Origin of the sequence: Xanthobacter albus, assembly GCF_043194895.2 — a bacterium.
Taxonomy (GTDB): Bacteria; Pseudomonadota; Alphaproteobacteria; order Rhizobiales; family Xanthobacteraceae; genus Xanthobacter.
Window position 1 is genome coordinate 1521637 of sequence record NZ_CM195532.1, and the last position, 14395, is coordinate 1536031.

General features: G+C 71.2%; 13 protein-coding genes. 2 read left to right on the forward strand and 11 right to left on the reverse strand.

The window, feature by feature from the left end:
- The first annotated feature begins 335 nt into the window (after window positions 1–335).
- Window positions 336–1361 carry a CE1 family esterase gene (locus V5F75_RS06835; RefSeq protein ID WP_394040953.1) on the forward strand — a complete coding sequence of 342 codons (1026 nt, stop codon included), beginning with the start codon at window positions 336–338 and terminating at the stop codon, window positions 1359–1361.
- On the opposite strand, the gene V5F75_RS06840 is transcribed toward V5F75_RS06835, so the two are convergent.
- Window positions 1358–2407, reverse strand: a complete 1050-nt coding sequence (locus tag V5F75_RS06840) for a MaoC family dehydratase (protein ID WP_394035866.1) — start codon at window positions 2405–2407, stop codon at window positions 1358–1360. The two genes, V5F75_RS06835 and V5F75_RS06840, sit on opposite strands and share 4 nt — an antisense overlap.
- 203 nt (window positions 2408–2610) lie before the next feature.
- Between V5F75_RS06840 and V5F75_RS06845 the strand changes: the two genes are divergently transcribed.
- The gene (locus V5F75_RS06845; protein ID WP_394035864.1) at window positions 2611–3468 is read left to right on the forward strand and encodes a cation diffusion facilitator family transporter; all 858 of its coding nucleotides are present in this window, start codon (window positions 2611–2613) and stop codon (window positions 3466–3468) included.
- A 138-nt stretch (window positions 3469–3606) separates the two neighbouring features.
- On the opposite strand, the gene V5F75_RS06850 is transcribed toward V5F75_RS06845, so the two are convergent.
- The 10 genes from V5F75_RS06850 to smc all read right to left on the reverse strand — a co-directional run bounded on the left by V5F75_RS06850 (window position 3607) and on the right by smc (window position 14006).
- Entirely contained in the window at window positions 3607–3810 is a 204-nt protein-coding gene (locus tag V5F75_RS06850) for a DUF1737 domain-containing protein (protein ID WP_394035862.1), read from the reverse strand.
- A gap of 56 nt (window positions 3811–3866) precedes the next feature.
- On the reverse strand, window positions 3867–4568 hold the full coding sequence (locus V5F75_RS06855; protein ID WP_394035860.1) for a DJ-1/PfpI family protein: 702 nt from the start codon (window positions 4566–4568) through the stop codon (window positions 3867–3869).
- Between the two features lie 4 nt (window positions 4569–4572).
- Complete coding sequence (locus V5F75_RS06860) at window positions 4573–5448, reverse strand: HpcH/HpaI aldolase/citrate lyase family protein (protein WP_394035858.1); 876 nt, start codon at window positions 5446–5448, stop codon at window positions 4573–4575.
- 272 nt (window positions 5449–5720) lie between these two features.
- On the reverse strand, window positions 5721–6887 hold the full coding sequence (locus V5F75_RS06865; RefSeq protein WP_509212151.1) for a DUF459 domain-containing protein: 1167 nt from the start codon (window positions 6885–6887) through the stop codon (window positions 5721–5723).
- A 246-nt stretch (window positions 6888–7133) separates the two neighbouring features.
- The gene (locus V5F75_RS06870; RefSeq protein WP_394035854.1) at window positions 7134–7625 is read right to left on the reverse strand and encodes a F0F1 ATP synthase subunit B family protein; all 492 of its coding nucleotides are present in this window, start codon (window positions 7623–7625) and stop codon (window positions 7134–7136) included.
- A gap of 212 nt (window positions 7626–7837) precedes the next feature.
- Window positions 7838–8491 (reverse strand): F0F1 ATP synthase subunit B, encoded by a 654-nt coding sequence (locus tag V5F75_RS06875; protein ID WP_394036031.1) that lies wholly within the window; start codon window positions 8489–8491, stop codon window positions 7838–7840.
- A gap of 112 nt (window positions 8492–8603) precedes the next feature.
- Complete coding sequence (locus tag V5F75_RS06880) at window positions 8604–8831, reverse strand: F0F1 ATP synthase subunit C (RefSeq protein WP_234051604.1); 228 nt, start codon at window positions 8829–8831, stop codon at window positions 8604–8606.
- 75 nt (window positions 8832–8906) lie between these two features.
- Entirely contained in the window at window positions 8907–9659 is a 753-nt protein-coding gene (locus V5F75_RS06885; protein WP_394035852.1) for a F0F1 ATP synthase subunit A, read from the reverse strand.
- 268 nt (window positions 9660–9927) lie between these two features.
- A complete protein-coding gene (locus tag V5F75_RS06890; protein WP_394035850.1) occupies window positions 9928–10317 on the reverse strand; it encodes an AtpZ/AtpI family protein in 390 nt (129 codons plus the stop codon).
- 236 nt (window positions 10318–10553) lie between these two features.
- Window positions 10554–14006, reverse strand: coding sequence for a chromosome segregation protein SMC (gene smc / locus V5F75_RS06895; RefSeq protein WP_394035848.1), 3453 nt, complete (start codon window positions 14004–14006; stop codon window positions 10554–10556).
- Between the last annotated feature and the right edge of the window lie 389 nt (window positions 14007–14395).

Below are 14395 nucleotides of genomic sequence, written 5' to 3' on the forward strand. Positions count from 1 at the left end.
AGGATTGATTCAGATCAAGTCCACTTCGCTTGTCGCCCGATCTGTGGCAACGAGAGCACAGCGGCGCCGCGCCGGCGCCGCATTTCAAGGTGATTTGAGTGGGGGCGAAGTCCCCCCGTGTTCGGCGCTCCGTTCCTTTGATTTCAAGGATTCCCTCGGGTATGGCTTCGGTTGTGGTAGGTGTGTCCCGATCCCTGCGCAGGGTGCCGCGCTCGGTTGTGGCGTGCGCGAAATCCCTCACGAAGTGGTGCGGGAAAGCCACAGTTCTGGCCGCTATCGCGACTCTGATGGTGGTATCGGATGCGGGGGCGTCATCGAATCGTCAGCACCTGAGCGTGGGGGACGCCACGCGCTCCTACCTCGTGTCCAACCCCGCCGGCGTGGTGGGGCCGGCGCCGGTGGTCATCGCCCTGCACGGGGCGGGGCAGACGCCGGAGAGCTTCCGCGCCTATTTCGGGCTCGATGCGGCGGCGGCGGCGAACAATTTTGTCGCTGTCTATCCGGAGGGGGAAGGACGGGTCTGGAACGACAGCCGCCCGGCCGCCATGCGCCTCAAGGCGCTGCTGCGCCCGGGCGATGATGTCGCCTTCCTGGTGGCGCTGGCGAGCAGGCTGGTGGCGGAGGGGGTCGCCGACCCCGCGCGCATCTATCTCACCGGCATTTCCAACGGCGGCTTCATGGTGGAGCGCATGGCGTGCGAGGCGGCCGACCTGTTCGCCGCCTATTCGGCGATCATGGCCACCACGCCGGTCAATTCGCAGGAGGAGTGCCATCCGGCGCGGCCGGTGCCGATCCTGTTCATCCACGGCACGGCGGACACGGTCATTACCTACAGCGGCTTCTGGACGCCCATGGGGGCGACCCTTTCCGCGCCCGACAGCGCCGCCCTGTTCGCGCACCTCAACGGCTGCGGCGGCGTGGAGAAGCGGGCCCTGCCCGATCTCGACCCCGCCGACGGCACCACCGTGACCGAGCGCACCTGGCAGGGCTGCCGGGACGGCGCGACCGTGACCCTGCTCTCGGTGGAGGGCGGCGGCCACCAGTCACCGGCGCGGGTGGAAACCCGGCCCGACTTGGCCACGCCGTTCCTGGGCCTGCGCAACCGTGACATCGACGCGGGAGAGGAAGTGTGGCGCTTCATGTCCGCCTTCTCGCTCGCGCCCGCTCCCGGCACCGTGCCCGCGCAGCCGCCGACGGCCGCGCGCAAGCCCAAGGGCGCCGCCTCGCAGGCCGGTGCGGCGCCCAACGCAAGCGCGGCGCCCAAGGTGGGTGCGGCGCCCAAGAGCGGCGCGGCGCCCAAGACCGGCGGAGCCTCGCAGGCGGGCGCTGAGGCCCAGGCCGGCGGGGCGCAGCCGCATTAGCGCGGAATGAGCACCCAATAGTCGAGATCCAGGATCACGCTCGGGTCGTAGTCCTCGCCGGCGCGATTGGGGAAATCGGCGGTGGGGCGGTCCTTGGTGGCGATGGTGCGCACGCGCAGCGCGCCCACGTCCTCGCGGCCGGGCAGGGGCTGGGCGTCGAGGATCTCGCTCCAGGCGTGCACGGTGAGGCCGGCGAACAGAGGCGCCACATGGCGACCGCCGTTGATGGCGGCCACGTGGAAGGCATTGGCGAGGCCGTTGAACGACAGCGCGCGCGCCAGCGAGATGACGTGCCCGCCATAGATGAGGCGGCGGCCGAAGCGGCCCTGGCCCTCGGTGAACTGGTTGAAGTGCACCTTCGCCGTGTTCTGGTAGAGGCGGGTGGCGAGCATGTGCTCGGCCTCTTCCACGGTCATGCCGTCCACATGGTCGATGCGCTCGCCCACCTCATAGTCGCCGAAGCGGGCGGTGGAGCCGGAGAGGTCGTCGTTCCACCCCTCGATGTCGAGCAGCGGCACTGCGGCGCCCAGGGCGTCGGGCGCGAGGGCGGAGGGCAGCTTGGGCACCACCGGCTCGGGCGCGGGGGAGGCGGGGTCCGCCTTGCGCACCATCACCCAGCGCACATAGTCGAGCACCTCGACGCCGTCCTGGTTGAAGCCGGTGGAGCGCACGTAGACCACGCCGCTCTGGCGATTGGAGTTCTCCTTGAGGCCGATGACCTCGGAGACGGCGGTCAGCGTGTCGCCGGGGAACACGGGGGCGAGGAAACGCCCACCCGCGTAGCCGAGGTTCGCCACCGCGTTGAGGGAGATGTCCGGCACCGTCTTGCCGAACACCACGTGGAAGGTGAGAAGGTCGTCCACCGGCGCGCGCGGATAGCCGATGGCCTGGGCGAAGCTGTCGGCGGACTGCACCGCGAAACGGGTGCCGTAGAGGGCGCTGTAGAGGCTCGCGTCGCCGGTCGTGACGGTGCGCGGCGTGGCGTGCCGGATCACCTGGCCGACCTTGAAATCCTCGAAGAAATTGCCCTTGTTCGTCTTGCTCATCATGCTCCCCCAGGGGTGGTGGCGCATGTTGGCAGACCGGGCGGGAGGCTGGCAACCGGGCCGCGCGGGGGGATGCTGCGGCTTTTCGCGAAGGGCCAACCCTGGCGCGCTTGACGGATGGCGCCGCGCCGGTGCTGATGGCGCAACGCATGGAGGGGGTCGCGGTGTCGGGTTCGGCAAGTCAGAAATTGTCATTTCAGGCCATGGTTTTCACGGCCTGCCTGTTTCCCTTCTACATCCTGGCGGCGACCCTCACCAATTCGTCCGCGATCCTGTCGGACCTCCTGGCGACATCGTTCGATCTCACCGCGCTCACGGCCTGCTGGCTGGTGCTACGCGTGGCGCACGGGGCCAATACGGGCAAGTATGCCTACGGCCTCGGCAAGCTGGAAAACCTCGCGGAATTGATGATCGCGCTCCTGCAGAGCGTACTGGTCGTCATCGCCGGCACCCAGGCCGTCTCGCGCATCATGCACCCGGAAGGCGTGAGCGGGGCCGAATTCGGCTTGTTCGTGACGGCGGCGGCGGTGGCGGGGAACGTGTTCCTGAACCGCAAGGCGCTGCGCCTCGCGGCCGAGACCAAGTCGCCGGTGCTGGCGGCCCAGGCGCGGGTGCACCTCGTCTCCGCCATCTCGTCGGGCTCGGTGTTCATCGTCACCGTCATCACCTCGATCTTCAACGACGTGTACTGGATCTTCTACCTCGATCCCATGGCCTCGTTCGTGGTGATCGGCTTCATGATCTACAACATCCTGGCGATGCTGACGAATTCCGTCGGCTCCCTGCTCGATCAGGCGATCGGCGAGGCGGGGCAGCTGCGCATCCTCAAGGTGCTCACCACCCATTTCGACGACTTCTCCGAGCTGGGCGACATCCGCACCCGGCAGTTCGGCGGCAAGATGTTCGTGGAGCTGCACCTCGCCTTCGAGGACGATTGGACCGTGGCCCACACCCGCGCTGTCGTCGGCCGTCTCACGCAGGCGGTGAAGGCCGCGTTCCGCGCGGCGGGCGACGAGGTGGACGTGGCGGTGGTGCTCATTCCCGGCCACGCCGCGGCGTGAGCCAGCGGGGCCCTTCCGCCGTGTGGCGGGGCCCGCTCACCGTGAGGCGGTGAACTTTCCTCGCGAGCTTTGTTCAAGCCCCGCGCGGGGCTTGAACAAAATCCGCTTCGCGCCGGTGGCGGGCCGGGGCCGACCGCGTCAGTAGTCGGAGAGCTTGACGTCCTCGTTCCACTCGCCCGGCGCTTCCTTCACGATCACCTGGCCGCAGATGACGCGCCCCTTCGCGGGGTCGAAGGTGAGGGTGGGCGCGCCATAGAGCTGCCAGCCCTTGTTGAGGGCGGCGGTGACGCGGTTGCAGAAGGAGGTGTCGTCCGGTCCGGTGAGATAGCGGTAGAGCTTCATGATGGCTGCCGTCTGGCGAGGGGAAGACGGGGCCGCGCGGCCCCGCCGGGTTGGGTTCAGGCGGGCGGGGCGAGGCCCAGCCGCGCGCCGGCGGCGCGGGCGGCGGCCTCGCGCCGGGCCTGGAACGCCGCCGTGCGCTCCCGCACCTCGCCGGAGAGGCGCGGGTCCGCGCCGGCGAAGGGGAAGGGCGGCGCCGGATCATACTCGATGGCGAGGGCGATGCGCCGCGCCTCGTCCTCCCCCGCCAGCTCGGCCGCCAGTTGCAGGCCGAAATCGATGCCGGAGGTGACGCCGGCGCCGGTGATGCGATTGCGGTCCATCACCACCCGCTCGGCCACCGGCGCGGCGCCGAGGAAGGCGAGCTGGGGCAGGGAGAGCCAGTGGCAGGTGGCCCGGTAGCCGTGCAGCAGGCCCGCCGCCCCGAGCAGCAGCGAGCCGGTGCACACCGAGGTGACGTAGCGCGCCTCCTGCGCCATGCGGCGCAGGAATTCCAGCGTCTCCACGTCCTCCATCAGGTCGAGCTGCCCCGGCCCGCCCGGCACGAACAGAAGGTCGCACCCCGAAAGCCCGCCGAACGCCGCCGTGGGCATGATCCGCAGGCCGGAGGCATCCTCCACCGGCTTGCGCGCCTTCTTCCACGCCAGCTCGATCCGCACATCCTTAAGGCGACTCAGCACCTCGAACGGCCCGGTGAGGTCGAGCTGGGTCATGCCCGGATAGGCGAGCATGACCACGCGCAGCGGGAGGGCGGGCTCCACGGCGTCAGCCCCGCGCGGCGATGGCGTCGGCGACCGCCACGGTGCGCTTCGCCATCTCCGCGTGGAGCAGCTCCACCATGCGGCCGTCGAGGGTGATGACGCCCTTGCCGGCATTCTCAGGCAGCGCGAAGGCGGCGATGATGGCACGGGCGCGCGCCACGTCCGCCTCGGGCGGGGAGAAAGCGCGGTTGCAGGGCTCGATCTGCGCGGGATGAATGAGGGTCTTGCCGTCCATGCCGAAGGAGACGCCCTGGGCGCATTCGGCGTCGAAGCCCTCGGTGTCCTGGTAGGCGTTCCACACGCCGTCCAGCACCTCCACGCCGTAGGCGCGGGCGGCGGCCACCACGAGGGTGAGCCACGCCACCATGGGCGCGCGGCCCGGCACCAGCGCGGCGCGGGTCTCCTTGGCAAGGTCGTTGGTGCCGAGCACGAACACGGCGAGGCGGGTCAGCGGGTCCTTCGCGGCGGCGATGGCCTTGATGTCGAGGATGGCGAGCGGAGTCTCGATCATCGCCCACACCCGCGTGGTCTGCGGCACGCCCAGCGTCTCCAGGCGGCGGCCCACGGTGACGAGCTGCTCCACGCTCTGCACCTTGGGCAGCAGGATGGCGTCGGGCCGGGCGGCGGCGGCGGCATCGAGGTCGTCCGAGCCCCAGGGCGTGTCGAGGCCGTTGATGCGGATCACCACCTCGCGCGGGCCGAAGCCGCCGGCCTTCACGCTCTCCACGATGCGGCCGCGCGCCTCCACCTTGGCGTCGGGGGCGACGGCGTCCTCAAGATCGAGAATCACGCCGTCGGCCGGCAGGGTGCGCGCCTTCTCCAGGGCGCGGGCGTTCGAGCCCGGCATGTAGAGAAAGCTGCGGCGCGGACGAATGGTCATGGAAAGCTCCCCGGTTGGACTGGAGGCGAACTTAAGGCCTCCCAATGGCGGCGGGAAGCGCGGCTGTGGCAGCGGCCGGCGCCTTTCGCACAGGGCGCGCTGCGCGGGGCGGGTTTGCGAATGCCGCGCCAGGAGGCGCGCAGGCGCACGTCGCGGGGCATCACCAACAGTGGCGGCGGGCGCGCGGAATGTGAGGGGCGCTCGCTGACGGCTGGGGGGCGCGCGACGTGCGGGGCCTTCGAGCTCCGCCGCGTCTCTTCTGCTGCGCGGCTTTATTTCTGGGGCGGCGGCACCGGCTCGGCCGAGGGCGGCGGCCAGGAAAAGTCATCGGCCCGTCCGCGCACGGCCGGCGGAGACACGCCGTCCCTCAGCGCCCGTGCCGCGGCCTGCGCGGGCACGGCCGTGGCGGCGGCCGGGATGGCCGCGGGCAAGGCGCGCGCATCGGCTTTCGCGTCGGCCTTGACCGGCGCTCCGGCGAGGCTCAGCGCGGGAGAAGCGCCGTCAGCGGGCGCCGCCGGCTTGGCGGGGTCTTCCAGCAGGCGGTTGAGGTCCTTCTGGACGAAAAACGCGAGCTTGCGTCCGCCGGCCCGCGTGAAGCGGACCCCGTCGGCGAGGCGCAGCCTGCGGCGCTGGCCATCCACCGCCGGGCCGGTGGCGAGATACTTGCCTTCCTCGTCGACGAAGCCGTCCCACACGCTGACGAAAGGCAGTCCCGCCCGCGCGGCGCGGGCGCGGAGGATTTCATTGAGCCGCTCGTAATCCGCCGAGACGCCCGGGCTTGCCGCCGGGGCGACGCCGACCACGATAACCCGGCCGGCCTTCTCGCGTAGCGCCGCGAGCACCTCGTCCACGCGGCGGCTGTAGGCCTCGATCCAGCGGTCGGTCAGCGGTTCGAGCTGCTGGTCGCCCTCGGTGATGGGCTTGAGGTCTTCCCCGCCGAGGGCGAGCACCGTCACGTTCGGACGGCCGTTGGCGATGGCCGGTGGCGCCTTGGCGATCCAGTCTATGGGGCTCGAAAGATAGCCGCTGTCGTCCACCGTATATTCGACGATGGCGAGGCGGGCGCGATCCGGCACGTAGGCATCGGCGAGACCCTGGGCGAGCTGGCCGCCCATGCGGTCGCCGAGCACGAGCGCGAACTGGGTGGGCGGCTGGCGCTTGCCCTGGCTCGCGGCATCGGCGCTGGCGTAGACGGTGCCCTCTGGCTCCGCCGGCGGCTCGCGCTTCTTGGGGGCGGCCTGGGGTGCTTCGCTCGGCGCCGGCGCCTGGCGGGGCTGGAAGCCGAAGCCTGGCCACCAGCCGTTGTTGTTGCGGTTGCGCGGGGCCTGGGGCACGGGCGCGGGTGGCCGCAGGAAAGAGAAGAAGTCCGCCTGCGCGAAGGCCGGGGTCGCGGGCGCAAGGGGCACCAGCGCGATGCATGCGAGGAGCGCCGGCAGCACGACCCGCCACACGGGCGCAAGCCAGCGCGCGCCTGAACGGCTGGGCGCGGGAAAACGGCGCGGCGCGGCGCGACGGAGAGCTTGCATCCACATGCGTCAGGTGTGGCGCAGGCCCGCGGCGATTTCAAGATGCGGCCGGGCTGACGGATGGATGCGCGGCGTGGGGCAAAAGAAAAGCCGCCTGCTCGCGCGGCGGCTTTTCCCTGGAACGTCGGTTCTCGCGGCCTGGAGCGAGAAGCAGAGGGTTCAGTTCAGCTTGGACTTCACCTCGGAGAGCGCGTTCGAGATGAGGCGCTCGGCGGCCTGGCCGGTGGCGGCGGCGCTGAGAAGGCCCTCAGCCGCGCGGCTCGCGGTATCGGCGGCGATCGCCTTCACGTCGGCGATGGCCTGCTTCTCGGCCTGGGCGATCTTCTCCTCGGCCATCTTGGTGCGGCGGGAGACGAAATCCTCGAGCTTGGCCTTGGCCTCGGCGGCCAGACGCTCGGCTTCCGCCTTCGCAGCGGTCACGATGGATTCGGCCTCGGCCTCGGCCTCGCGCTGCTTGCGCTTGAACTCGGCCACCAGCTTCTGCGCCTCTTCCTTCAGCCGGCGGGCCTCCTCGAGCTCGGCGGCGATGCGCACGCCGCGCTTGTCGAGGGCGGAGGCGATGGCGCGGTGGGTGCCCGCGTAAAGCAGGATGCCCACGAAAACCAGGAATGCGATGGCGACCCAGAGTTCCGCCAGTTCCATCTCGTGCATGTCACGGTCCTCAGATCGGTCCGAACCCGCGGCCCTCGGTCAAGGGCGATCGCGGGCTCCCAGAAACCCGGTTCTCGTTCGGCGCGCGATCCCGCCGCGAGAAACGCGGCAAAGGCGGAAAGCGAGCCGGCTATTCCTGCGGAGGGCGGATGGCCCTCCGTGTGCCCGAACGGCGCGCCGCACGTGGCGGCACGCCAAGGACGAGGATGCGCTCAGGCGGCGTCTCTCGCGGCCAGGGCGGAGTCCACCGCCTTCTCGACGTCCGCCTTCGGCGCCGCGGCGCCGACGAGCGTGGAGACGATGGTGTCGGCGGTGTCCACCGCGATGCCGCGGACATGGCTCATCGCTTCGGTCTTGGTCGTGGCGATGCGCTGCTCGGCCGTCGAAAGCTTGGCGTTGAGGTCAGCCTCCAGCGACTTGCGATTCGCGTCGGAATCGGCGGCAAGGCGGGCGCGGGTCTCGCTGGCGATGGCATTCGCCTTGGAACGGGCCTCGTGCAGCGCCTTCTCGTAGGCTGCCTGGGCGGCCTCGCTCTCGGCCTTGTGCTTGTTGGCTTCCTCGAGATCGTCCGCGATGCGGTCGTGGCGCTCCTCGAGGATGCGACCGATGCGCGGCAGCGTCACCCGGCTCATGAGCAGGTAGAGCAGGCCGAAGGTGATCGCCAGCCACAGAAGCTGCGAGGGAAAAGTGGTGACGTCGAACGGCGGGAAGTGCACGGCGTGCGCGTCCACGACGTTCTCATGGCCGGCGGCCGGCGCGGCGCCGGTGGCATGGCCGGAGGCAGGATTTGCGGGCGCCGCCGTCTCTGCGTGCGCGGTCTGGGGCGCAAGGGCGAGGGGAGCGGCCGAAAGGCACGCAGCGGTCATCGCCACCGCGACAATCAATTTCCACGTCTTCATCATGGCTCGCCCGCCTGACTTGAACTTGAGCCAAGAGCCCCGCGCGGTGCCGCGCGGGGCTCTCTTGAGCACGCTTCGATCAGGCCACGAAGAGCAGAACGAGCGCCACGACGAGCGAGAAGATGCCGAGACCTTCCGCGAGGGCCGCGCCGATGAACGCGCGGGCGAACTGGCCATCGGCCGCCGACGGGTTGCGCAGCGCACCCGACAGGAAGTTGCCGAAAATGTTACCGACGCCGACGCCGGCGAGACCCATGCCGAGGCAGGCGAGGCCGGCACCGACGAACTTTCCAGCTTCCGCTTCCATTGGACTGCTCCTTGAGAACCTGTTGGATTGACGAAACGGGTGGGAACTTGCTCTCGAACGGTCAACCCGCCCCGGTCAGTGGCCGGGGTGGATGGCGTCGTTGAGATAGATGGAGGTGAGCACCGCGAACACGTAGGCCTGCAGCACAGCCACCAGCAGCTCGAGCGCGGTGAGCGCCACGATCATGAAGAAGGGCAGCGTGGCGCCGAACCAGCCCACGACACCCGCCGAGGCAAGGCCCACCACGAAGAAGGCGAAGACCTTGAGCGCGATGTGGCCCGCCAGCATGTTCGCGAACAGACGGAGCGAGAGGCTGATGGGCCGCGAGAGGAAGGAGACGATCTCGATCACCACCAGGAACGGCAGCAGGAAGGCGGGCACGCCCGACGGCACGAACAGGTGCAGGAAGTGGGTGCCGTGCTTGAAGAAGCCGTAGACGATGACGGTGCCGATGACGAGCAGCGCCAGCGCGGCGGTGACGACGAGATGGGCGGTGACGGTGAAGGTGTAGGGGATGAGCCCCACGAGGTTCGCCACCAGCACGAAGGTGAAGAGGGTGAACACGAAGGGGAAGAACACCATCCCCTGGCTGCCGGCCGAATCACGCACCATCTTGGCGATGAACTCGTAGCTCATCTCCGCCACCGACTGGGCCCGGCCGGGAACCAGCGTGCGCCCGCGGGTCGCATAGGTGAGGAAGAAGAAGATGATGGCCACGATGCCGAACATGAACACGGCGGCATTGGTGAAGGAGAACTGCGCGCCGCCGATGTTCAGCAGGTCCACAAAGCGCTTGATCTGGAACTGATGGATCGGATCTACGGTCATCCGAACGCGCCCCCTGCCGTGCGGCGCTGACGCCGCGTTTTCTGTCCTGCGGCGCACGCGCCGCGTGAAATGCTGTGCGACGCAAGCGCCGCCCGGTCCGCTTCGCGGCGTTGCCGCCGCCAATTGTCTGTCCGCGGCACGGGCCGCGATCAATGCGTCACGGCCGCAGCCGCATCGAAAACGCCGCGGCCATGGCCGCGCTTGAAAACCACCGCGGCCGCGCCGCCGGTCCAGGTCCGTTCGGTCCGAGCGGCCGCTGCACGGCGCATCAGGACTTCGGGCCCTTGCGCGAGGGGCCTTCGCCGGCCGCCCGCATCATGTTCAGCACCCCGGCGCCGAAGCCGATCAGGGTGAAGACGATCAGCCCCCAGGGCGTGGTCGCCAGAAACGTGTCGACCCCGTAGCCGATGGCGGCGCCCACCAGCACGCCCGAGACGAACTCCGCGCCCAGCCGGAAGGCCAGGGCCACGCCCGAGCGGGAGGAGGTATCCGCCGCGCCCTTGGGCGCGGGAACCTCGCCCTTGGCGCGGACCTGGCTCAACGAGCTGTTGAGCCGCTCCAGCCGCGCGCCGAGCTCGGAATCGTTGGATCCGGGCGCCTGCGTGTTGCCCGCGGCCCCGTGGCGCTCTCCGGAGGGAGAATGTTCAGGCTCGGACATGGCGCAAACCTCGGCTCCAGGGCGAGGCGGATGCCTTGCCCCTCGAAACCGGGGCGCACCATAGTTGTGTCAAAATTGGGTGTCAAGGCGCACGCAATTTTACTTAAGTCTATGAAAGCGCAGCGAAAAAATGTGGCTGCGACAACGTGGAAGGTGCCTTTTCCCAGCCCCTGCGACGTCGCGGCAACAGGGGCGTCGCGGGCGCGCCGTTGGCGCACGGTGCGCGGGTGTGGCGCTCAGCCGGCCTCGCGCAGGCTTTCGGCGCCCTGCAGATCGACGGAGACGAGGCGGGAAACGCCGCGTTCCGCCATGGTGACGCCGAACAGCCGGTTCTGGTGCGCCATGGTGATGGGGTTGTGGGTGATGGTGAGGAAGCGCGTGTCCGTGCGCCGCGTCATCTCTTCCAGGAGCGTGCAGAAGCGCTCCACGTTGGCGTCGTCGAGCGGCGCATCCACCTCGTCGAGCACGCAGATGGGCGCGGGATTGGTGAGGAACACCGCGAAGATGAGCGCCATGGCGGTCAGCGCCTGCTCGCCGCCGGAGAGCAGGGAGAGGGTCTGCGGCTTCTTGCCCGGCGGGCGGGCGATGATGTCGAGCCCCGCTTCCAGCGGGTCCTCCGCGTCGGTGAGCACGAGGTCCGCCTCGCCGCCACCGAACAGGGTGTCGAACAGCGACTTGAAATGGGCGTTCACCACCGTGAACGACGCCTGAAGGCGCTCGCGCGCCTCGCGGTTCAGGCTCTGGATGGCGCCGCGCAGGCGCTTGATGGCCTCGATGAGGTCGTCGCGCTCGGTGACGAGGCCGGTGTGGCGGGCTTCCGCCTCCTCCAGCTCCACGTCGGCGCGCAGGTTCACGGCGCCCAGGCGGTCGCGGTCGCGCTTGGCGCGCTCCAGCACCGCCTCCACCGCGCCGGCCTCGGGCAGGTTTTCTTCGCCGGTGATGCCGGCCTGGACGCGGGCGGCGTCGGGCGGGCCGTCCAGCGCCTCCAGGATCTCGCGCTCCAGGTCGTCCCGGCGCTGGCGGGCGGCTTCGAGCCGGGCCTCGGCGCGGGCCGCCTCGGCGCGGGACTGGGACATGGCCTCCAGCGCCTCGCGGGCCGCCTTGTCGCTGGCGGCGAGCGCGGCCTCGCCCTCGGCCAGGCGGTCGGCGGCGGCGCGGCGGGCGGTTTCCGCCTCCTCCAGCCCGGTCATGAGGGCGCGGCGCTGGCGGATGATCTCGCTCGGCGCATCCTCGATCTCGGCCAGCTCCGCATGGGCTTCGTCCGCACGCGCCTCGATGGCCGCGAGCCGCTCGCCCGCGCCTCCCGCGCGCTGCTGCCAGGAGCGGCGCTCGCCGGCGATGGCTTCCAGGCGCCGGATGCGGGCGGCGCCGTCGCGGCGCAGGGCGTCGGCGGCGGCGCGGGCCTCGGCCAGAGCGGCGCGGCGCTCGCCGGCCTCGGCGCGGGCGCGGGCGAGCTCGGCCTCCAGCACCTGGGGCATGTCCAGGGCGGCGAGCTGGTCCTGGGCCTCCTGAAGCTGGGCCTCCATCTCCTCGCGCACGGCGGCGAGGCGCGCGCGGGCCTCGCCGATGGCGGCCAGGCGCGCCATGTGCTGGGCGGCCTTGCGCTCGGCCGCTTCCAGCACGGCGCGGGCGGCCTCGGCCGCGCGCTGGGCGGCGCGGCGGGCCTCGCGGGCGTGGGTCTCGGCGGCGGCGGCGAGGCGTTCCTCTCCCTCCCGTTCCGCCAGGGTGGCGCGGATCTCCTCCACCGCCTCCCGCGCGGCCTCGGTCTCGGCCTCGATGTCGGCGAGGCGGTTGCGCTCGGCGAGCCGCCGGGCGGCTGCAGTGGGGGCATCGGCGGCGGCGGTCAGGCCGTCCCAGCGCCAGAGGTCGCCGGCACGGGAGATGAGCCTCTGGCCGGGTTTCAGCAGGGGCGCGAGCCGCGGCCCCGCGGCGGCCTCCACAATGCCCACCTGGGCGAGGCGGCGGGCGAGGGCGGGTGCGCCGGTGACATGCCGGGAGAGGGGCTCGGCCCCGGCCGGCAGGGGCGGGTCCGAAGGGGCGGGGGCGGCACCGGCCCAGCGGGCGGGGGCCTCCGGCGCCACCGGCAGGTCGAGGTCGTCGCCCAATGCGGCGCCGAGGGCGGTCTCGTACCCCTTTTCCACGCGCACGAGGTCGGCGACGGGAGGGAAGCGGTGATCAGTGGATTGCAGCAGCTTGGCGAGGGTGCGGGCCTCCGCGTCCAGGCGGCCGAAGCGTTTTTCCGCCTCGCCCACGGCCGGGCGCAGCGCTTCCACCGCGCGGCGGGCGGCGGCGTGCTCCGCCTCGGCGGCGAGGGTGGCTTCTTCCGCCTCCGCGAGGCTCTCGCGGGAGATTTCGGCGTTGAGGCGGATGTCGTCCAGGGCGGCGGTGCCGGCCTCGCGGCCGAGCCGGCTCTCTTCCGCTTCCACCGAGGCCCGCTCGGCGGCGTTGCGCAGCAGGCGGTCGCGGATCTCGCGCGCGGCCTGCTCCAGGCTCGCCCGGCGGGCGCCGAGGTCGGCGAAATGGGCGGTCTTTTCCTCCAGCGCGTGCTGGGCCTCCTCCAGCAAAGCGGCGGCTTCCTCCTGCCGCTCGGCGGCGACGGCGCCCAGCTCGGCCGCCTCCTCCTGCTCGGCCAGGAGGGTTTCCGCCTCGGCATCGAGCCGCTCCAGCACGCCCTCGGCGTCGGCGGAGAGGGAGGTCTCGCGCTCCAGGTCCTGGGCGAGCTGGACCAGGCGGCGCTCCAGCTCCTGCCGGCGGGCGGAAAGGCGCGCCTCCTCCTTGTCCAGCGCGTCACGCGCGTGGGCGAGGCGCTGGACGGCGGCGGCGGCCTCCGCCTCCTGCGCGCGCAGCGGCGGCAGGGCATGGGCGGCGAGCGCCTGGAGGCGGGCCGCTTCCGCCTGCACGCGGGTCAGTTCCGCGCCGTCGCGCTGGGAGGCCGCCAGCGCCCGCTCGGCGTCCATGAGGGCGGCGCTCACCTCGCGCCAGCGCAGCCACATCAGGGTGGCCTCGCAGTGGCGGATCTCGGCGGCCAGCGCCTTGTAGCGCTGGGTCTGGCGCGACTGGCGGCGCAGGCTCTCCACCTGGGAGCCGATCTGGAGGATGACATCCTCGACGCGGGCGAGGTTCTGCTCGGCGGCCCTGAGGCGCGTTTCGGCTTCGTGGCGGCGGGCGTGGAGGCCGGCGACGCCGGCCGCCTCCTCCAGGATGCGGCGGCGGGCATTGGGCTTGGCGCCCACGATCTCGCCGATCTGCCCCTGGCGCACCAGGGCCGGCGAGCGCGCGCCCGTGGAGGCGTCCGCGAACAGCAGGTGCACGTCGCGCGCCCGCACGTCGCGCCCGTTGATGCGGTAGCCGGAGCCGGAGCCGCGCTCGATGCGGCGCACCACCTCCAGCTCCTCCCACTCGTTGAAGGCGGCGGGGGCGGTGCGGTCCGCATTGTCGAGCTGGAGCGCCACCTCGGCCGTGTTGCGCGCCGGCCGCCCGGTGGTGCCGGAGAAGATGACGTCGTCCATGTCCTGGGCGCGCATGGCCTTGTGGGAGCTTTCGCCCATCACCCAGCGCAGGGCTTCCACGAGGTTCGACTTGCCGCACCCGTTCGGGCCCACCACGCCTGTCAGGCCGGGCTCGATGACGAGTTCCGTGGGCTCGACGAACGTCTTGAAGCCCACCAGCCGGAGGCGGTCGAACTTCATGCGGTCGGCACCGGGACGTGGTTGGCGCGGATCATGGCAAGAGGTGTGCCAGCGCGTGGCGGCGGCGTCAAACGGCGCGGTGCCGGCGCATGGCATGGCGTCGGCACGATGCCCGCCGCGCGGAGCGCGCGGCGGTGCGGTTCGCCGTGCGATCGGCGCTTGACGCCTCGCGCGGGGGTGGGTAACTTCGCGCAACTTTTGGAAGGGCCTGCGGGACCATGCGCAATATCGTTATTCTTCTCGTATCCGGGGGCGCCACGATCGGTCCAGCCTGAAGCGGCTGTTTCGAACGGACGTGGCGCGCGACGAGGGGCCCTTGGGGCCCCTTCGTCGTTTCTGAACCGCCGCGGTCCTGTCGATCGCGGCCCGACGCGATGACAGACAGACAT